We start from the raw sequence: 20367 nt of genomic DNA, 5'->3' as shown, positions 1-20367 counted from the left end.
ATCAGGCACGCAGCTTAAATTGGCGGATATCAATCTGATATTGTTTGATTTTCCGCCACAGCGTGGTGCGGCCGATGCCCAACAGCTGCGCCATTTCATTGAGCTGCCCGCGGCTGACGTTGGCAGCGCGAATGATCGCCTGGCGTTCCATTTCCGCCAGCGTCAGCAGTGGCGTACCCGGCTGCGGTTCACTTTCCAGCAACGGCTGGTGGCTGAGCAAATGCGCAGGCAAGTCCGCCAACTGGAGATGGTGGCCGTGGCAAATCATCGCCGTACGCTCGACCACGCCTTTCAGCTCCAGATCGTTGCCGGGCCACAGATACAGCCCCAACTGGGCCATGACATCGTCATCGACCCGGAATCGGCACTGGAAATGCTGTTCCAGCGTACGCAGGTGGTGCTTTACCAATAGCGGAATGTCGCTCAGCCGCTGGCGCAGCGCCGGGATCTGGATCTCGAATGCCTGCAGGCTGTAAAACAGCTGACGGCGGAAGCGGTTCTGCTGCACCAACAGCGGCAGATTGGCGGCGCTGCCGGCGATCACCCGCACATCGACCGGGATCACCCGGTTGGAATTCAGCCGCATTACCACGCCGGTTTTCAGCACCTGCAGCAGCGCAGACTGCATTTCCGCCGGCAGATACTCAATTTGCTCCAGGTACAGCGTGCCGCCGTTGGCCAGTTCAAACTTGCTGAGCTGGCCCGCTTCCTCCTCGCTGGCGTCGCTGCCCAGCAGTTCACGCAGCCCCTGCGCTTCCGGCATCAACTGGCAGTTAAGCGCGATATACGGCCCGGCGGCGCGTTCGCTGGCGTTGTGGATTGCCTGGCTGAGCCGCTCCTTGCCGACCCCTTCTTCGCCGCACAGCAGGATCGGGTGCTGGCCCTTCGCCGCCTGCTGGCCGTAGCGGATCAACCTGCGCATCTCCAGGGAGGCGGAAGGCATTTGTTCAAAGCTGTGGCTGACGCGGCCCAGCTGGCTGCTGACGTACTGGTGCAGCCGTTCAATCGGGTGCAGCAGGGCGATAAAGCTGCAGCGCTCGCCGTCGAAGATCGGTTTTAGGGTCAGCAGCGCGGCGATAAACTGCCGCTGGCTTTCGAAAGTGACTTCAACGTGTTGCAGCGGCTGGCGCTGGGCGATGGCCCGGTTGAGCAGGGCGGGCAGCGTCAGCAACTGCGTCAAGGGTTTGCCCTGGCTCTGCTGTTCGTCCAGCTTCAGCAGGGTGGCGGCCCGCTGGTTGATGTATTGCAGGTAGCCGCGATGATCCCAGGCCATCACCCCGTCATCCACCCCGTCAAGCAAACCGTAAAGCTGATTCAGGTGACGGTTGGATTCCGCCAACAGGCCGTCGGCGTTCAGCGAATTGCCTATCTCGCGTGCGATCGCCAGCGTCAGTGACAGATCGCCGGCGGCGCAGTCCGCCAGCAGGCAACCCAGCGCAATCGAGCCGCGTTGGCGGCCGCTGTTGTCATAAACCGGCGTGGCGCAGAATGACCAGTCGTGCAGCGCCTGCCGCACGTGCTCGCTGCCGCTTACCTGCATCGGGTGGCCTTCTGCCGCCGCCAGCGAAGGCGCGTTGGTGCCAATGTCACCTTCGGCCCAATAGGCGCCGGGGGTAAACCCCAATTGCTGCAGGCGTTCACGCGTCAGGGCGTCACCGCACAGCCACAGCATGCAGCCGCTTTCGTCGAGGATCATCAGCAGGCAGCGGCGCGGTTCCATATATTCGCAGGCATCTTCCAGCGACGCCTGGCCAAGCGTCAGCAGATCGTTTTTACGCTGGCAGATAGAGTTGAAGGTGGCGCCGAGCGCAAGGTGCGGCGCTTTCCACACGGCGGGCTGCATCAGGCTGCGGCAGCGCAACCAGGAAGCATAGATTGCCGGCGCAGGGCGCTGTGCAAGCGGCAATGTGCCATCGGCCATCAACCGTTGCCAGCTTGAGGTGTTCTCCATGGGATCCCATCCGGACTGAGATAAGGCAATGGCGCTGATGATACCACTGCAGGGCGGGGGGCTGGCTGTGAGGCGGCGGGCAGAACCGGCGTTGAGGCAAAAAAAACGGGGCGCGACAGATGCCGGGCCCCGCGTTCAGACGTGCGCGAATCAGTTGCGGAATGGGTTACCGCTGTTGCTGCGTGCCGGCTGGGTGGGGGTGACCGCCGGCGCAGATGCGCGGGTAGCGACCGGTGCCGCCGTTTGCGGCGCAGGTGCATTGTCGTTATAACCGTCCGCGTATGCGTCCTGTGCGGTGGTCGGCGGCGCTACCACATCCTGCGAGGTAGAAATCGGTTTGCCCAACGCGCCGTTCAGTAACAGCAGGTCATTTTCATTCAGCGTACCGAGTGCGGACTTGATGTTCAACTGGTTGATCAGATAGGTATAACGTGCGCTCGAGAGCTGCTGCTTGGCGTTATACAGCGTGGTGGTGGCATCCAACACGTCAACGATAGTGCGGGTACCCACCTGGTAACCGGCTTCCATCGCATCCAATGAACTCTGGGCAGAGACCACGGCCTGCTTGTAGGCGTTGATGCTGCTGATCGAAGCGTTCACGTTGTTGAATGACGAACGCACGGTCTGCACTACGCTGCGGTGCGCGCTTTCAAGTTGCTCACTGGCGCCGACGAACTTGTACTGCGCCTGCTGCACCTGCGAATTGGTCTGGCCGCCGCTGTACAGCGGAAGATTGAAGCTGATGCCAACTTTATTCTGACCTGCATCGGAATCGCTGTAACGTGATGAATTTACCGGGCCGCTGGTAGCTGAACCGTTGTATTTGGTATTGCTGATGCCGGTGGATGCGCTTACGTCAACCGTAGGCATATAGCCGGTCTGCGCAGAGCGGATCTGCTCACGCGCCAGATCCTGGCTCAGACGGGCGGAAAGCAGGCTCAGGTTGCGCGCTTCGGCTTCTTTCAGCAGGTTATTCACCGCTTCCGGACGCTGGGTGCTGAAACGATCGGTATTCAACGAGGCCAGTTCCGGGTAGAAGGTGCCGGTCACCTGGCGCAGTTTTTCCAGCGCGTTATCCAGCGTGTTGCGGGCGGTCACTTCGGACGCCAGCACGGTGTCGTAGTTGGAACGGGCGTTCTGCACGTCGGTGATCGCCACCAGACCCACGTTAAAACGTTGGGTGGTTTGATCCAGGGTGCGGTAAACCGCCTGTTTTTGCGCCTGAGTATAGGACAGCGAATCGATGGCGCTCAGCACGTTGAAATAGGCGGTAGCGGTGTCGAGGATCAGCTGTTGCGACGAGGTCTGGAAGGTCACGTCGGAGATACCGGCGGTTTTTTCCTGCAGCGTCAGCGCACGCCATTTCGACATGTCGAAAATGGTTTGGGTCAGCGCCAGCGAGCCGCTGGTGACGTTGCTGTTAACACCATTGCTGTCACGATAACCGTTGGTGTAATCGTAGCCGGCGGTCAAACCCAACTGCGGCAGCAGCGGGCTGCGCGCTTCGTTGATTTTTTCGAATGCGGCGTCACGGTCAGCGGCAGTCTTGCGCAGATCCGGATTACTTTCCCTGGCCTGTTTGTAAACCTGCAGCAGGTTCTCTGCCTGGCTCATTGCACTGAAGCCGCCCAGGCTCAGTCCGATAAGAAGGGGGAGCAGTTTCTTCATTTGCATTCCTTGTTGTGCAGCAATATTGCTATGGTTAGCGCTGACGATAGACGAAATAGTTGCCGATTCTAGCAGAGTCTGTTGTTCGCATAAGGTGGCTGAATGTGCCATCTCGCGTATCTTTTGCCTTTCAGACTGCCGTGTGTACTTTGGTTCAACTGGTCGAGCACGTGACACCTGATATCATGGCTCTCAATCTAGCATAAAGCTGCGGAAGATTACCCCGCCGTTTCTGTCATCAAAACTGTTTATTTTATCGGCATACTCACGCAGGAGAATTCGTTTATGAACCGCTCACAGCCGTCGCCCGTTACTCTCGATAAAAATGATGTAGAAATTATTGCACGTGAGACGCTTTACCGTGGTTTTTTTTCACTCAATCTCTATCGGTTCCGCCATCGCTTATTCAACGGCGACATGAGCCCAGAGATAAAACGCGAGATTTTCGAACGCGGCCACGCGGCGGTGCTGCTGCCCTATGACCCGGTGCGGGACGAGGTGGTGTTGATTGAACAACTGCGGATCGCCGCGGTCGATACCAGTAGTTCCCCCTGGCTACTGGAAATGGTGGCGGGTATGATCGAAACCGGCGAGAGCGTCGAAGACGTGTGCCGCCGTGAAGCGCAGGAAGAAGCCGGCGTCGAAGTCGGGCGCTGCAAACCGGTGTTGAGCTACCTGGCAAGCCCCGGCGGTACCAGCGAGCGGCTGTCAATCATGGTGGGCGAAGTGGACGCCACTACTGCCGAAGGCATCCATGGGCTGGAAGAAGAGCATGAAGATATTCGTGTCCACGTGGTTAGCCGCGAACAGGCTTACCGTTGGGTTGAAGAAGGCGCGATTGATAACGCTGCATCTGTGATTGCATTGCAGTGGCTGGCGTTGCACCATGAATCGTTAAGAAAAGAGTGGGCCAACCAATGAAACAGCGCTATACCCCTGATTTCCCGGAAATGATGAGATTGTGTGAAACCAACTTCGCGCAATTGCGTCGCTTGCTGCCGCGCAACGATGAAGTGGGCGAAACGGTGACTTATCAGGTGAACGGCGCCAGTTATCGTCTGACTATTGTTGAATCCACGCGTTACACCTCGTTGGTGCAGATCGAGCAGACCGTGCCGGCGGTCAGTTATTGGAGCCTGCCTGCCATGACGGTGCGGCTGTATCACGACGCGATGGTTGCGGAAGTGTGTTCCAGTCAGCAGATCTACCGTTTTAAAGCGCGTTATGATTATCCCAATAAAAAGTTGCATCAACGCGACGAAAAGCATCAAATTAACCAGTTTCTTGCTGATTGGTTGCGCTACTGTTTGGCGCATGGAGCGATGGCGGTTCCGGTTTGTTAAACAGACTGAAATAACAAAGGACACCATTTGGAAAGCCTGTTTAAACTGACCGTGGCAAGTGGGGCCAGGGTCAGGATTCTGCAAATAACAGATACCCACCTTTTTGCCGGCGAAAACGAGACCTTGCTCGGCATCAATACCTATCGCAGCTACCACGCGGTGCTGGACGCCATCCTGGCGCAGCAGCGCGGTTTTGATCTGGTCGTCGCCACCGGCGACCTGGCGCAGGATCATTCTCTGGCTGCTTACCGGCACTTTGCCGAAGGTATTGCGCGGCTGCCTGCGCCTTGCGTCTGGCTGCCGGGCAACCATGATTTTCAACCGGCAATGGTCGATGCGCTGGCCGCCGCAGGTATTGCTCCGTCAAAGCAGGTGCTGCTGGGCGAGAACTGGCAGGTGTTGCTGCTGGATAGCCAGGTGTTTGGCGTGCCGCACGGCGAACTGAGCGAGTATCAGCTTGAGTGGATGGAGCGCTGTCTGCAGGCCTATCCCGAGCGTTATACGTTACTGCTGCTGCATCATCACCCGTTGCCTTCCGGTTGTACCTGGCTCGATCAACACAGCTTGCGCAACCCGCACACGCTGGGCGCGGTGCTGCTGCGCTACCCGAACGTGAACACCGTGGTGTGCGGGCACATTCACCAGGATCTGGATCTGGAATGGCAGGGCCGCCGGTTGCTGGCGTCGCCTTCCACCTGCGTGCAATTCAAGCCGCACTGTACCAATTTTACCATCGACGACGTTTCGCCCGGCTGGCGCTATCTCGATCTGCTGCCGGACGGCCGCGTCGAGACCCAGGTTTTCCGCTTGGAAAACGATGATTTTCGCCCCGACATGGATTCGGAAGGGTACTGATGTCGACGCTACTTTATTTGCACGGTTTTAACAGTTCGCCGCTCTCGGCCAAGGCAACCTCGTTCAAGGCGTGGCTGGCTGACAATCACCCGGACATCGAGATGCTGGTGCCGCAATTGCCGGTTTTTCCGGCCGATGCCGCCGAGATGCTTGAAAACATGGTGATGGAACGCGCCGGGCAGACTCTGGGCATCGTGGGTTCCTCGCTGGGCGGATACTACGCCACCTGGCTTTCACAGTGTTTTTCACTGCCGGCGGTAGTGGTTAACCCCGCTGTGAAGCCGTTTGAGCTGCTGATTGACTACCTTGGCAAAAACGAGAACCCCTACACCGGTCAACAATATGTGTTAGAGTCACGTCACGTTTACGATCTGAAAACGATGCAGATCGATCCCTTGGAGTCACCGGATTTAATCTGGTTGCTGCAACAAACGGGCGATGAAATTCTCGATTATGGGCAGGCGGTGGCCTATTACACTGCGTGCCGGCAAACGGTGGAGTCGGGTGGAAACCACGCCTTCGTCGGTTTCGAGCACTACTTCCCCCAGATTGTGGATTTTTTAGGGCTAAACGCTGTGTGAATAAGCGAGTTATACCCTGCGGCTTGAAAGACGACGGGTATAGGCACCTTCCTTTAACCACGAAAAAACTCAACGATGACTCAATCCAGCTATAACGCTGATGCCATTGAAGTACTCAGCGGTCTAGAACCAGTGCGCCGTCGTCCCGGCATGTATACCGACACGACGCGCCCAAATCACCTCGGCCAAGAGGTGATCGATAACAGCGTCGATGAAGCCCTGGCCGGCCACGCCAAGCGCATCGATGTGATTCTGCACGCCGATCAGTCACTGGAAGTGATCGACGACGGCCGCGGCATGCCGGTGGATATCCACCCTGAAGAAGGCGTCCCGGCGGTTGAATTGATCATGTGCCGTTTGCACGCGGGCGGTAAATTCTCCAATAAAAACTATCAGTTCTCCGGCGGCCTGCACGGCGTGGGGATTTCGGTGGTTAATGCCCTGTCTACGCGGGTGGAAGTCAGCGTCAAGCGTGACGGCAATGTCTACAGCATCGCCTTCGAAAACGGCGACAAGGTGCAAGAACTGGCGATAACCGGCAGCTGCGGTAAACGCAATACCGGTACCAGCATCCACTTCTGGCCTGACGAGAAGTTCTTCGACAGCCCGCGCTTTTCGGTTTCGCGCCTGAGCCATTTGCTGAAAGCCAAAGCGGTGCTGTGCCCCGGCGTTGAAATTTACTTTATCGACAAGCTGAACAACACCGAGCAACGCTGGTGCTATCAGGACGGCCTGACCGATTACCTGATGGAAGCGGTCAACGGCCTGATCACCCTGCCGGAAGCGCCGTTTGTCGGCAACTTCGCCGGCGATACCGAAGCGGTGGATTGGGCGCTGTTGTGGCTGCCGGAGGGTGGCGAGTTGCTGACCGAAAGCTACGTTAACCTGATCCCGACCATGCAGGGCGGCACCCACGTTAACGGCCTGCGTCAGGGGCTGCTGGACGCGATGCGCGAGTTCTGCGAGTTCCGCAATATTCTGCCGCGTGGCGTGAAGCTGTCCGCCGAAGACATCTGGGACCGCTGTGCTTACGTGTTGTCGGTGAAGATGCAGGATCCTCAGTTCGCCGGGCAGACCAAAGAACGTCTGTCGTCGCGCCAGTGCGCGGCCTTCGTTTCCGGCGTGGTGAAAGACGCCTTCAGCCTGTGGTTGAACCAAAACATACAGGCGGCGGAACAGCTGGCCGAGCTGGCGATTTCCAGCGCCCAGCGCCGTCTGCGCGCCGCCAAGAAAGTGGTGCGCAAGAAGCTGACCAGCGGCCCGGCTCTGCCGGGTAAACTGGCTGACTGTACGTCGCAGGATCTGAACATGACCGAACTGTTCCTGGTGGAAGGGGACTCGGCGGGCGGTTCAGCCAAGCAGGCTCGCGATCGCGAGTATCAGGCCATCATGCCGCTGAAGGGCAAGATCCTGAATACCTGGGAAGTGTCTTCGGACGAAGTGCTGGCCTCGCAGGAGGTGCATGACATTTCCGTGGCGATCGGCATCGATCCGGACAGCGAAGACCTCAGCCAACTGCGTTACGGAAAAATCTGTATCCTGGCGGATGCGGACTCCGACGGCTTGCACATCGCCACGCTGTTGTGCGCGTTGTTCGTGCGTCACTTCAGTTCGCTGGTGAAGGGCGGCCACGTGTACGTGGCGATGCCGCCGCTGTATCGCATCGACCTCGGCAAAGAGGTGTTCTACGCGCTGGATGAAGAAGAGAAAGCCGGCGTGCTGGAACAGTTGAAGCGCAAAAAGGGCAAACCGAACGTTCAGCGCTTTAAAGGGCTGGGCGAGATGAACCCGCTGCAACTGCGTGAAACCACTCTGGATCCGAACACCCGTCGTCTGGTGCAACTGACGGTGAGCGATGACGATGTGGCTCAGACGCTGGCGATGATGGATATGCTGCTGGCCAAGAAACGTTCTGAAGACCGCCGTAACTGGCTGCAGGACAAAGGCGACATGGCCGAACTTTCCGTCTGATTCTGATCTCTATGTCAGGCCCGGCTTCTCCGTCGGGCCTTCTTCCCGCAGGGGCGCGGCAAGCCGCACCCGACCACTCTGGGCGGAATGCATGAAAATCACCCTCGAAGAATTGCTGGCGTTTACCTCGGTGGTCGACAGCGGCTCCATTACCTCCGCCGCTGAGCAGCTCGGCCAGACCACGTCCGGTATTAGCCGCGCGCTCAGTCGTCTGGAAAAGAAACTCGACACCACCCTGATGCGCCGCACCACGCGCCGGCTTGAGCTGACCGAAGAAGGCCAAAGCTTTCTTGGCCATGCACGCGACATTATCAGTTCGGTGGAAAACGCCGAGGAGCAGATGGCGCTGCGCAGGCTGATCCCGGCCGGCAAATTGCGGGTCAACGCCGCCGCCCCTTTTATGGAACACGTGATCGTGCCGCTGGTGGCGGGGTTCCGCCAAGGTTACCCGCAGATCGAGCTGGAGTTGAATACCGACAACCTGATCATCGATCTGCTGGAGAAGCGCACCGATATCGCCATTCGCATCGGCACACTGCGCGACTCAACCATTCATGCGCGCCTGCTGGGGGCCAGCCGTTTGCGCATTCTCGCCAGCCCGGATTACCTTGAGCGTTACGGTACCCCAAACAGCGTGGAAGCGCTGCGCGACCACTGCCTGCTCGGCTTTAGCCAACCGGAATCACTCAATCTGTGGCCGCTGCGCAACCCGCAGGCGCCGCATTTCGCCATTACGCCGACCCTCTCGGCATCCAGCGGTGAAACGCTGAGGCAACTGGCGTTACGTGGCGAAGGAATAGTGCAGTTGGCGGATTTCATGACGCGCGACGATCGGCAAAGCGGGCGGTTGGTGCAACTGCTGGAGCAGGATACGCTGGACGTGCGCCAGCCGATTAATGCGGTGTATTACCGCAATACCCAGCTGGCGGCGCGTATTACCTGTTTTCTGGACTACGTCAGCGCGCATATCGACGCGCAGACGCTATAGAGGCTAAGCGGCCCCGGGTATTACAGCGCGTTACCCAGCACGTGAATGGTCACGCCAACCACGCTGTCTTTGATGGTGTCGCGATGCTTGTGCATATGCGCGATATCCAGATGTTTTTCCAGGTGCGCCTGGCTTTCCCATTTTTCCAGCATAAACACCGAGTCCGGCGACAGTTTCTGCCACGGTGCCTGAGTATGGCTGTCGATCATCGGCGTATATTCGCCGCAACCCTCTTCCGCCAGTACCAACGGGATCAGTTTTTCGATCGCTTTCAGCACCGTTTCACGGTGGCCCGGCTTGGTCTTGATTTCTGCAATTACGGTGATCATCACAACCTCATTGATTTATGCGCTTAAGCGGTCTTAGTTAAGCAAAAATTTCTGCCAGGTGCGCGCGATAACGTGCGATATCGCTGTCGATATCAGGTTGTTTAATCACGTCATTACAGATAAAGGTCGGCAACGCGTCCATGCCCAGGAACTGGTTGGCTTTGTGGAAGTGCAGATAAACGCCGTCAACGCCGACGCCGTGGAAGAATTGCTGCGGATCGGTAAAGGCCTCCAGCGGCGCGTTCCAGGTCAGGCTCAGCAGGTATTTCTTGCCCTGAATCAGGCCGCCGGAGCCGTATTTCTTGCCGGCGTCCGCGCGGGTGCGACCGTCGCTGGCGTACAGGCTGCCGTGCCCGGCGGTGAACACTTCATCGATGTATTTTTTCAGGATCCAGGGTTCGCCCATCCACCAGCCCGGCATCTGATAAATCACCACGTCGGCCCACAGGTATTTCTGCACTTCGGCTTCGATGTCATAGCCGTCGTCAACCACGGTCACCTGTACATCGTGTTTCACGTCGCGCAGGTAGCTTTCCGCCACGTCGCTCAGCGTTTGGTTGAGTTCGCCATTAGAATGACCGAATTGCTTTTTGGCATTGATAATCAGGATATTGCTCATTTTTCGCGGCTCCTGTCAGAGTTGAAATAGGGGGGCTTTCCGCGTTTTGGCGCAGAAAACATTTCGTTGACGGGGAGTGTAATCGTTAGCTATGCCGGTAAAAATGGGATCCAGCGCACAACAGTGTTGACTCTCAGTCAACAAACCTACCGGCAGACAATGAATTTTTGCATAAAATCGGCAGTTGAATCGGCTTCCCTGGGGGATTGCTGCGCCAACTGTGACAGCTACCCTGCTGATGGGTTACTATCGCCGACAGAATCGACAAGCTATACCCTTTGCTTTGTCGTCCAGGGATTGCCAAGCCACGGTCTGAGGATAATTGAGTAATGAGTGATCTGACTCATGACGGTGTAGAGCGTTTACCGCTGCACACATTCACTGAAAACGCCTATCTGAACTATTCCATGTACGTCATCATGGATCGGGCGTTGCCGTACATTGGCGACGGTCTAAAGCCGGTACAACGCCGCATTGTCTACGCCATGTCCGAACTGGGGCTGAACAACAGCGCCAAATTCAAAAAATCCGCCCGTACCGTGGGTGACGTGCTGGGTAAATACCATCCGCACGGCGACAGCGCCTGCTATGAAGCTATGGTGCTGATGGCGCAGCCGTTCTCTTACCGCTATCCGCTGGTAGACGGCCAGGGGAACTGGGGGGCACCGGACGATCCGAAATCCTTCGCGGCGATGCGTTATACCGAATCTCGCCTGTCCAAATATGCGGAAGTGCTGCTGGCCGAATTGGGTCAGGGCACCGTTGACTGGGTGCCGAATTTTGACGGAACCATGCAGGAGCCGAAGATGTTGCCGGCGCGCTTGCCCAACATCCTGCTCAATGGCACCACCGGCATTGCCGTCGGCATGGCGACCGACATCCCGCCGCACAACGTGCGCGAAGTGGCTGCCGCCGTGGTGGCGCTGATCGACAAACCCGGCGCAGGGCTCGAAGAGTTGCTCGAGTTCGTGCAGGGCCCGGACTTCCCGACCGAAGCCGAAATCATTACGCCGCGCGATGAAATCCGTAAAATTTATCAAAACGGCCGCGGTTCGGTGCGCATGCGCGCCGTATGGAAAAAAGAAGACGGCAGCGCGGTGATCACCGCCTTGCCGCACCAGGTTTCCGGCGCCAAGGTGCTGGAGCAGATCGCCAGCCAGATGCGCGCCAAAAAGCTGCCGATGGTGGAGGATCTGCGTGACGAATCCGATCACGAGAACCCGACGCGGCTGGTGATTGTACCGCGCTCCAACCGTATCGATCTGGATCAGGTGATGAACCATCTGTTCGCCACCACCGATCTGGAACGCAGCTACCGCATCAATATGAACATGATCGGTCTGGACAACCGCCCGCAGGTCAAAGGGTTGGTTGAAATCCTTACCGAATGGCTGGCATTCCGCCGCGACACGGTGCGCCGCCGCCTGAATTACCGTCTGGAAAAAGTGCTGAAACGCCTGCATATCCTGGAAGGTTTGCTGGTGGCGTTCCTCAATATTGATGAAGTGATCCACATCATCCGCAGCGAGGACGAACCCAAGCCGGTGCTGATGCAGCGTTTCGGCATTTCCGACACTCAGGCGGAAGCGATCCTCGAGCTGAAACTGCGCCATTTGGCGAAGCTGGAAGAGTTCAAGATCCGCGGCGAGCAGGATGAGCTGGCCAAAGAGCGCGATCACCTGCAGGCATTGCTGGCTTCTGAACGCAAGCTGAACACCCTGATCAAAAAAGAGATCCAGGCCGATGCGCAGGCCTATGGCGACGATCGCCGCTCGCCGATTACCGAGCGTGCGGAAGCCAAGGCAATGAGCGAGCACGATTTCGTGCCGTCTGAGCCGGTGACCATCGTCCTGTCGGAAATGGGCTGGGTACGCAGCGCCAAGGGCCACGATATCGATCCCAGCGGCCTGAGCTACAAGGCCGGCGACAGCTACCGCAGCGCGGCGCGCGGCAAAACCAACCAGCCGGTGGTGTTTATCGACTCCACCGGGCGCAGCTACGCGCTCGATCCGCTGACGCTGCCTTCGGCGCGCGGGCAGGGCGAGCCGTTAACCGGCAAGCTGACGCCACCGCCGGGCGCCACTATCGAACAAGTGCTGATGGCGGCGGACGATCAGAAACTGCTGATGGCCTCTGACGCCGGTTACGGTTTCGTCTGTACCTTCAACGATCTGGTGGCGCGCAACCGTGCCGGTAAGGCGATGATCACCCTGCCGGATAACGCCAAAGCGCTGGCGCCGATGGAAATCCACGGCGACGACGACATGTTGCTGTCGATCACCGCCGCCGGGCGCATGTTGCTGTTCCCGGTTGCCGATTTGCCGCAGCTGTCGAAGGGCAAGGGCAACAAGATTGTTTCCATCCCGGCGGCGCAGGCCGCTTCCGGTGAAGACAAACTGGCGTGGCTGTTCGTGTTGCCGCCGCAAACTTCCGTGACCTTGCATGTGGGTAAACGCAAGCTGACGCTGCGTCCGGAAGATTTGCAGAAATTCCGTGCTGAGCGCGGCCGTAAAGGTACCTCACTGCCGCGTGGCCTGCAGCGGATCGATCGCGTAGAGATCGATGCGCCGGCGCGTGTGCCTGCGGGCGACAGCGAAGAGTAAACCTGACGGCATAACAAACGGGCGCAGCATGCTGCGCCCGCTTTATTTCCTGCCACCGGCAATTATTTTCAAATAGTTAACATTTCCCTGCATAAAATTATTGTGCGTATCGTCGGCTGGCGGGAAAATAGAAAAAAATGCAGGTGAGGTTTTCGGACTCTGCAATCAAAGAATGAGTAAAGGGATCTGCGCAGCGCTTCAGGCTGCGTCGGCAGTGTGCTAATGAGGTTGTTATGTTATTAATTTTACGTGCCGTGCTCGCCACTCTATATTGTCTTCTGGTGTGCATTTTCGGTTCTATTTACTGTTTATTATTCCGTCCCCGCGATCCCCGCCATGTGGCGACGTTCGGCCACCTGTTTGGCCGCCTGTCCGGGTTATTCGGGCTGAAAGTAGAAGTCCGCGTACCGGCCGATGCAGCCAAAAACGGCAATTGCATTTATATCGCCAATCACCAGAATAACTACGATATGGTGACGGCCGCCAAAGCCGTGCAGCCGCGAACCGTGACCGTCGGTAAAAAGAGCCTGTTGTGGGTTCCCTTTTTTGGCCCGCTGTATTGGCTGACCGGTAACCTGCTGATTGATAGGGATAATCGCGCCAAAGCGCACGGCACCATTGCTCAGGTAGCCGAACAGTTCCAGAAGAAAGACATTTCGATCTGGATGTTTCCTGAAGGCACCCGCAGCCGTGGGCGCGGGTTGATGCCGTTTAAAACCGGCGCATTCCACGCGGCGATTGCCGCAGGGGTGCCGATTGTGCCTATCTGCGTTTCTACCACCAGCGGTAAAATTAATCTCAACCGTTGGAATAATGGCCATGCGATCGTAGAAATACTGGAGCCGATCGACATCAGCCATTACGGCAGAGAAAATGTGCGCGAGCTGGCGGCTCATTGCCATGAGCTGATGCTGGCGAAAATCGCCGAGTTGGACGAAGAAGTCGCCCAGCGCAACGCGGCCGGAAAATAATATTCCAACCGGCTTCAAAGAATGAATTTTTAAACGGCGCCTGATGCCGTTAACGCCTGGGCTCCTGCTAATCTGATTAACAGGGGCCCGGTCTTTGCCCAGAGTTTAGTCATTGCTTTTCATGGAGAAAATATGTCACTCAGTCGACGTCAGTTTATTCAGGCATCGGGCTTGGCGCTGTGCGCGGGAGCCGTGCCGCTGAGGGCTGAGGCGAGCGGAACGCAGACGCCATTACCCATTCCTCCGCTGCTGGAATCCCGCCGCGGTCAGCCGCTGTTTTTAACCTTGCAGCGTGCCCACTGGGCGTTTATGGATAACCGCAAGGCATCGGTATGGGGCATTAACGGCATGTATCTTGGGCCGACGGTTCGGGTTTATAACGGGGACGACGTCAAGCTGATCTACAGCAACCGTCTGCCGGAGCCGGTGGCGATGACCATCAGCGGCCTGCAGGTGCCCGGCACCTTGATGGGCGGCGCGCCGCGCATGATGTCGCCTAACGTTGACTGGTCGCCGGTGTTGCCTATTCGCCAGAGCGCGGCCACCTGCTGGTATCACGCCAGCACGCCGAACCGCATGGCACCGCACGTTTACAATGGCCTGACCGGGCTGTGGCTGGTTGAGGATGAGGTCAGCAAAGCGCTGCCGTTGCCGAACCACTACGGCGTTGACGACTTCCCGCTGATCATTCAGGACAAGCGGTTGGATAATTTCGGTACGCCGGAATACGATCCGCCGTCGCAGGGCGGTTTTGTCGGTGATACGCTGCTGGTCAACGGCGTGCAAAATCCCTACGTCGAGGTTTCACGCGGCTGGGTACGTCTGCGCCTGCTCAATGCCTCCAACTCGCGCCGCTACATGCTGCAACTGAGTGACGGCCGGCCGCTTAACGTTGTCGCCAGCGATCAGGGCTTCCTGCCTGCGCCGGTGGCGGTGCAGCAACTTTCGCTGGCGCCGGGCGAACGCCGCGAAGTGCTGATCGATATGTCAAAAGGCGATGAGGTGACCATCACCGCCGGTGAAGCGGCGGGCATGATGGATCGCCTGCGCGGCCTGTTTGAACCCTCTAGCATTCTGGTCTCCACACAGGTGCTGACGCTGCGGCCTACCGGCCTGTTGCCGTTGGTGACCGATAACTTGCCGATGCGCCTGTTGGCGGATCAACTGTTGGACGGCAGCGCCAGTCGCACCCGCGAATTCCGTCTGGGCGACAGCCAGCCTGGGATCAACGGCGCCATCTGGGACATGAACCGCATCGATGTGCAAACGCAGCAGGGCACCTGGGAGCGCTGGAACATTCACGCGGATACGCCGCAGGCGTTCCACATTCAGGGCGTGCAATTCCTGGTGAAACGCGTCAATGGCGCACAACCGATGGCGGAAGATCGCGGCTGGAAGGATACCGTATGGGTCGACGGCGACGTCGAGCTGCTGGTTTACTTCAATCAGTCCACTTCGGAGCACTTCCCGTTCCTGTTCTACAGCCAGACGCTGGAGATGGCAGATCGCGGTACCGCCGGCCAGTTTATGGTACAGCCGGCGCCTTAAGCCGGCCCTGTGCGGCACCGCCAGGGGCCGCACGCAACATGTCCAGAAACGCCTGTACTACCGAGGTGGCGCTCTCGGCATGACAAATGGCGTACACACCCGCTGAGGGTGCCTGCTGCAGCGGGCAGACCCGCACGCCGGGCCCGTTGAGTGCGCTCATTAGCACTGGGGAGATGGGCGCAGTAGCGCGCCCATTGCGCTTCAGTTACCGGGAAAGCGTTGTTGCAGTTGTTGCAGTTGTTGCCAGTCCGGTACGTCTGCGGCACCCTGGCTTGCCACTACGCAGGCAGCCACGCGATTGGCCAGGCAGACCGCCTGCGGCAGCGGCCAGCCGGCGGAGATACCGGCCAGCAGACCGGCGCAGTGGGCGTCGCCGGCACCGAGAGTATCCACCGCCTGGAGCCGGTATTCGGCAAGGTTCAGCGGCGGGTTACGGCCATCGCAAAGCCATGCGCCTTCAGCCTCCAGCCGGCATATCAGCGTAATATTGTGTGCCGCGGCAAAGCGCTGTGCGGCGGTGACCGCGTCGCCTTCACCGCACAGCGTTGCCGTTTCGCTGCGGTTGAGCGTCAGTACCGTGTCGCTGTCGCTGAGCATGGCGAAGAAATCCGCATCCAGCAGGCCAACGCGCGATCCGGGATCGATCAGGCGCCATTGATCGAACGGCAAGCGTGTCAGCCAGTCGCGCAGCGCTTCGCCGCTCTCGCCCGTCAGTTCGTCGCCATGGATGTAGATCAGCGTTTCAGGCGTCATCGGCAGCATGGCGAGCTGGGCCTTGTTCCACTGCGTTTCGCAGCCCGCTACCTTGACAAGGGTGCGTTTGCCGTTGGGTTCCAGTTGCGTCAGGCGGTGGCCGTTATCCTTCTGGCCGTGGCGCAGCAGCACCGGCAAGCCAAGCGCGTTCATGGCCGTTTCAATCATCACGCCCCATTCGCCGTTGCCCACCGGCATGCCATTGACCACCGGCACCTGCAGACGACTTAGCGCGCGCGCCACGCTAAATGCGCTGCCGCCAATCTGCCGCTGTTGCCCCAGATCGATTTCACCGATCGCGCTGCCCAGCACCAAAACCGGTTTTACTGCTAAAAAATCACTCATTGATGTTCTCCGCCGCCGGCCGCCGGGCCGGACAGAATAGGCTATGATGACGCCGCAAACGCCCGGCGTCGAGGGGCAAGCGGGTTGGCGATGTGACTAATGTGTGAAATAACCATGCTCTTTTTGCCACTAGTGCGTATAATCGCCGCCCGGCGATTAATTAACCTGTGAAAGAGCACCAGAATGAGCACGACCAGCCTGATCCAACCCGACCGTGAATTGTTTTCCTATAAGCCTTATTGGGCTGAATGTTTTGGCACCGCGCCGTTTTTACCGATGTCGCGCGAAGAGATGGATCAACTGGGCTGGGACAGCTGCGATGTGATCATTATCAGTGGTGACGCCTATGTCGATCACCCGAGTTTCGGCATGGCGATCATCGGCCGCATGCTGGAAGCGCAGGGCTTCCGCGTGGGCATTATTGCGCAGCCGGACTGGAGCAATAAAGACGACTTTATGCGACTGGGCAAACCGAACCTGTTCTTCGGCATCACCGCCGGCAACATGGATTCCATGATCAACCGCTACACCGCCGATCGCAAACTGCGCCACGACGATGCCTATACCGCCGGCAACGTGGGCGGCAAACGCCCGGATCGCGCTACGCTGGTGTACAGCCAGCGCTGCAAGGAAGCCTATAAAGACGTGCCGATCGTGCTGGGCGGCATCGAAGCCAGCCTGCGTCGCATCGCCCACTACGATTATTGGTCGGATACCGTGCGCCGTTCGGTGCTGGTGGATTCCAAAGCCGATATGCTGATCTACGGCAACGGTGAGCGCCCGCTGGTAGAAGTGGCGCACCGCCTGGCCGCCGGTGAAAAAATCAGCGAGATCCACGACATCCGCAACACGGCGGTGATGCGTAAAGGCGCGCTGCCGGGCTGGACCGGCGTGGATTCTACCCGTCTGGACAAGCCGGGCCGCATTGAGCCTATCCCTAACCCTTACGGCGAGGATCTGCCGTGCGCCGACGGCGGTACGCCGGAGCCGGAAGCCAAGCCGGTCACCGTGCGCGCTGCCAAGCCAAAGCCGTGGGAAAAAACCTACGTGCTGCTGCCGTCGTTCGAAAAAGTGAAGGCCGACAAAGTGCTGTATGCGCACACTTCGCGAATTCTGCACCATGAAACCAACCCAGGCTGCGCCCGTGCGCTGATGCAGTCGCACGGTGACCGTTACGTGTGGATCAACCCGCCGGCAATCCCGCTGACCACGCCGGAAATGGACAGCGTGTTTGCCCTGCCGTACCAGCGTATTCCGCATCCGTCCTACGGCAAGGAAACCATCCCGGCCTACGACATGATCCGCTTCTCGGTGAATATCATGCGCGGTTGCTACGGCGGTTGCTCGTTCTGTTCGATCACCGAGCATGAAGGGCGCATCATCCAGAGCCGCTCGGAAGATTCGATCATTCGTGAAATCGAAGAGATTCGCGACAAGGTGCCAGGCTTTACCGGCGTGATCTCCGATCTGGGTGGCCCGACCGCCAACATGTACATGCTGCGCTGCACCAACCCGCGCGCCGAGCAGACCTGCCGTCGCGCCTCGTGCGTCTATCCGGAAATCTGCACCTACATGGACACCAACCACGAGCCGACCATCAACCTGTATCGCCGCGCGCGTTCGTTGGAGGGGGTCAAGAAGATCCTGATCGCTTCCGGTGTCCGTTATGACCTGGCGGTGGAAGATCCGCGCTACATCAAAGAGCTGGCAACCCACCACGTCGGCGGGTATCTGAAGATCGCCCCGGAACACACCGAAGAAGGGCCGCTGTCGAAAATGATGAAGCCGGGCATGGGCAGCTACGATCGGTTCAAACAGCTGTTCGACCATTATTCGAAGTTGGCGGGCAAAGAGCAGTATCTGATCCCGTATTTTATCTCTTCGCATCCGGGCACCCGCGATGAGGACATGGTGAATCTGGCGCTGTGGCTGAAGAAAAACCGTTTCCGCCTCGATCAGGTGCAGAATTTCTATCCTTCACCGATGGCCAACTCCACCACCATGTATTACACCGGCAAGAATCCGTTGAGCAAGGTGGGGTATAAGTCGGAAGACGTGGTCGTGCCGCGCGGCGATCGTCAGCGTCGCCTGCACAAGGCGCTGTTGCGCTATCACGACCCGGCTAACTGGGCGATGATCCGCACCGCGCTGGAAGAAATGGGCATGAAGCACCTGATCGGCAGCCGCCGCGAGTGTCTGGTGCCGGCGCCAAGCATCGACGAGCAGCGTGAAGCGAAACGTCTGCAGCGTCATACCCGTCCGGCGCTGACCAAGCATACCGACATTACCCGGCAGCGTACGCCGTCGAACAAGCCGCCGCGCAAGCCTATCCGCAACGGCAAAGCGTAACGGCTGAGTCAGGTGCTTAAAACGAAAGGAGAACCCTCGGGTTCTCCTTGAGGTTGATGACAAAGTTGTCTTTAAGTTCGAGATACCCGGGCCTGGCGCACCGAGGGGCGCTCCGACGGCCAAGGCCGTTACGACCCCTTCGGCACGCTCTCCCTAATAACAAGCTTTGTCAGCCGTCTGAAGGAGAACCCCCGGGTTCTCCTTTTTTGCTTTTGAAAATCACAATTGCTCGTAGGCCGCTTCTACTTTCATCAAATGGCGCGGTGCCTGCGGGGCAGGATGATATTTGCGCACGTGCCAGTTAAAGGCTTCCGGCGACAGCGTGTTAATCATCGTGATGGCTTGCTCGCGGTTGCTGGAAAAGGTTCGCAACAGCGCACCTGTGCCGTTCACGTAGGCGATAATGGTGGCGTAACGCAGAGTCACGGGATCGTAGATCCCTCTAAGCTGCTGTTTTTGCAACACGGCCAGATAGGCGGCACCGAGATCGATGTTGGTCTCGGGATCCAGCAGATCGTCGTCGTCCGGGCAGCCGCGTTTGCCTTTGTAGCGATAGGCATCGCAGCCGGCGGTGTCGGCTTTCAACTGCATTAAACCGATGGCGTTGGACTTACTGACCGCCTCTGGGTTAAAGCCGGATTCTACCTTAATCATCGCGGCGATCAGTTTTTGGTCGACACCGTATTTATCGGCAGCATCTTCGATCGCGTCGTCGTAGGCGTGAGGATTGTAACTGACGCGATGCTTTTTGCCGGCGCAGCCTGCCAATATCAGCATCGCGCAGACGATGCCCAAGCGTGACCACTGCCGTAGAGAAAATTTCATGGTGCTCCGTGCTTTAGTTGAGTGGGGGGTAACCTCAGGTGCGTCATGATAGCGTCAGCCGGGTAAAAGATCTTTAGCAAAAAAATGGCTGTTTTCTTGTACTCCATGATGATGAATTCATCGCTGGCGGCAATTCTGGATCTTCCTCACATAACCCGATTAAATGATGAAACCGGTTACTGAAACCGGTTGCTGTTTTTTCATATTTTCCACCATACTCATTTCTCAACTGAATCATTTGTACGCGATTAGCCTCAGGAGATCGGATGAAAAAGATATTTCTTTGCTGCGCCGCCGGCATGTCGACCAGCATGGTGGTGAATAAAATGAAAAAGTCTGCCGAACAGCAGGGAATTGAGGTGGATATTATTGCCGTGGGCATAGAAGAATTCGAATCTACGCTGGCTAATTACCAATGCTGCCTGCTGGGGCCACAAATCAAATATAAGCTGGCCGATTTTAAAAAGATCGCCGATCGGGAAAATAAGCCGATTGCGGTTATTAACAGCATGGATTACGGCATGATGCGCGGGGATAAGATTCTGGCCGAAGCCTTGGCGATGATCGCATAACACCGAGACAACCAAAGCCGTGCCGCACCCGTTTTCCCTGGCTCTCCGGCCAGGATTGAGCCGCTTTTTGCCCCATTACTCAGAAACGTCCCGAGG

17 protein-coding genes are annotated in these 20367 nt (G+C 58.1%); 11 read left to right on the top strand and 6 right to left on the bottom strand.

Annotated features, from left to right (window positions below):
* Nucleotide 1 precedes the first annotated feature (1 nt).
* Nucleotides 2-1951: a dihydroxyacetone kinase operon transcriptional regulator DhaR gene (gene dhaR / locus V2S86_RS18650; RefSeq protein ID WP_330763658.1), complete on the bottom strand. Its 1950-nt coding sequence runs from the start codon at nucleotides 1949-1951 to the stop codon at nucleotides 2-4.
* A gap of 150 nt (nucleotides 1952-2101) precedes the next feature.
* Nucleotides 2102-3619, bottom strand: a complete 1518-nt coding sequence (gene tolC / locus V2S86_RS18645) for an outer membrane channel protein TolC (RefSeq protein ID WP_330763657.1) — start codon at nucleotides 3617-3619, stop codon at nucleotides 2102-2104.
* A 285-nt stretch (nucleotides 3620-3904) separates the two neighbouring features.
* On the opposite strand from tolC, the gene nudF reads away from it, so the two are divergent.
* The 6 genes from nudF (at nucleotide 3905) to V2S86_RS18615 (ending at nucleotide 9357) form a co-directional block, all read left to right on the top strand.
* Nucleotides 3905-4540, top strand: coding sequence for an ADP-ribose diphosphatase (nudF, locus tag V2S86_RS18640; RefSeq protein ID WP_330763656.1), 636 nt, complete (start codon nucleotides 3905-3907; stop codon nucleotides 4538-4540).
* Nucleotides 4537-4962, top strand: coding sequence for a DUF1249 family protein (locus tag V2S86_RS18635; RefSeq protein ID WP_311994719.1), 426 nt, complete (start codon nucleotides 4537-4539; stop codon nucleotides 4960-4962). The genes nudF and V2S86_RS18635 overlap by 4 nt, the downstream gene beginning before the upstream one ends.
* A 27-nt stretch (nucleotides 4963-4989) precedes the next feature.
* Nucleotides 4990-5817 carry a 3',5'-cyclic-AMP phosphodiesterase gene (gene cpdA, locus V2S86_RS18630; RefSeq protein ID WP_330763655.1) on the top strand — a complete coding sequence of 276 codons (828 nt, stop codon included), beginning with the start codon at nucleotides 4990-4992 and terminating at the stop codon, nucleotides 5815-5817.
* A complete protein-coding gene (gene yqiA / locus V2S86_RS18625; protein WP_330763654.1) occupies nucleotides 5817-6398 on the top strand; it encodes an esterase YqiA in 582 nt (193 codons plus the stop codon). Before cpdA ends, yqiA begins: the two co-directional genes overlap by 1 nt.
* 75 nt (nucleotides 6399-6473) lie before the next feature.
* A complete protein-coding gene (gene parE, locus V2S86_RS18620; protein ID WP_330763653.1) occupies nucleotides 6474-8369 on the top strand; it encodes a DNA topoisomerase IV subunit B in 1896 nt (631 codons plus the stop codon).
* Between the two features lie 91 nt (nucleotides 8370-8460).
* Nucleotides 8461-9357, top strand: a complete 897-nt coding sequence (locus V2S86_RS18615) for a LysR substrate-binding domain-containing protein (RefSeq protein WP_330763652.1) — start codon at nucleotides 8461-8463, stop codon at nucleotides 9355-9357.
* 20 nt (nucleotides 9358-9377) lie between these two features.
* Here V2S86_RS18615 and V2S86_RS18610 read toward each other — a convergent pair whose 3' ends face one another.
* Nucleotides 9378-9686, bottom strand: coding sequence for a putative quinol monooxygenase (locus V2S86_RS18610; protein ID WP_004948272.1), 309 nt, complete (start codon nucleotides 9684-9686; stop codon nucleotides 9378-9380).
* Between the two features lie 37 nt (nucleotides 9687-9723).
* Complete coding sequence (locus tag V2S86_RS18605; protein WP_330763651.1) at nucleotides 9724-10305, bottom strand: NAD(P)H-dependent oxidoreductase; 582 nt, start codon at nucleotides 10303-10305, stop codon at nucleotides 9724-9726.
* A 329-nt stretch (nucleotides 10306-10634) separates the two neighbouring features.
* Between V2S86_RS18605 and parC the strand changes: the two genes are divergently transcribed.
* The 3 genes from parC to ftsP all read left to right on the top strand — a co-directional run bounded on the left by parC (nucleotide 10635) and on the right by ftsP (nucleotide 15427).
* Nucleotides 10635-12908 carry a DNA topoisomerase IV subunit A gene (gene parC, locus V2S86_RS18600; protein ID WP_330763650.1) on the top strand — a complete coding sequence of 758 codons (2274 nt, stop codon included), beginning with the start codon at nucleotides 10635-10637 and terminating at the stop codon, nucleotides 12906-12908.
* Between the two features lie 233 nt (nucleotides 12909-13141).
* Complete coding sequence (locus tag V2S86_RS18595) at nucleotides 13142-13879, top strand: 1-acylglycerol-3-phosphate O-acyltransferase (protein ID WP_330763649.1); 738 nt, start codon at nucleotides 13142-13144, stop codon at nucleotides 13877-13879.
* Nucleotides 13880-14011: 132 nt separating this feature from the next.
* Entirely contained in the window at nucleotides 14012-15427 is a 1416-nt protein-coding gene (gene ftsP / locus V2S86_RS18590; protein WP_330763648.1) for a cell division protein FtsP, read from the top strand.
* A gap of 201 nt (nucleotides 15428-15628) precedes the next feature.
* Here the strand turns inward: ftsP and V2S86_RS18585 are convergent, their stop codons facing one another.
* Nucleotides 15629-16525: a PfkB family carbohydrate kinase gene (locus tag V2S86_RS18585; protein WP_330763647.1), complete on the bottom strand. Its 897-nt coding sequence runs from the start codon at nucleotides 16523-16525 to the stop codon at nucleotides 15629-15631.
* Between the two features lie 183 nt (nucleotides 16526-16708).
* On the opposite strand from V2S86_RS18585, the gene V2S86_RS18580 reads away from it, so the two are divergent.
* The gene (locus V2S86_RS18580) at nucleotides 16709-18874 is read left to right on the top strand and encodes a YgiQ family radical SAM protein (RefSeq protein WP_330763646.1); all 2166 of its coding nucleotides are present in this window, start codon (nucleotides 16709-16711) and stop codon (nucleotides 18872-18874) included.
* A 219-nt stretch (nucleotides 18875-19093) separates the two neighbouring features.
* Here V2S86_RS18580 and V2S86_RS18575 read toward each other — a convergent pair whose 3' ends face one another.
* A complete protein-coding gene (locus V2S86_RS18575) occupies nucleotides 19094-19699 on the bottom strand; it encodes a transglycosylase SLT domain-containing protein (RefSeq protein ID WP_330763645.1) in 606 nt (201 codons plus the stop codon).
* 266 nt (nucleotides 19700-19965) lie between these two features.
* On the opposite strand from V2S86_RS18575, the gene V2S86_RS18570 reads away from it, so the two are divergent.
* A complete protein-coding gene (locus tag V2S86_RS18570) occupies nucleotides 19966-20271 on the top strand; it encodes a PTS sugar transporter subunit IIB (RefSeq protein ID WP_006320614.1) in 306 nt (101 codons plus the stop codon).
* Nucleotides 20272-20367: the final 96 nt, after the last annotated feature.

The sequence above is a fragment of the Serratia sp. C2(1) genome (genome assembly GCF_036352655.1).
Classification (GTDB): Bacteria; Pseudomonadota; Gammaproteobacteria; order Enterobacterales; family Enterobacteriaceae; genus Serratia; species Serratia inhibens.
This window is presented reverse-complemented; position numbering and strand designations above follow the sequence as displayed.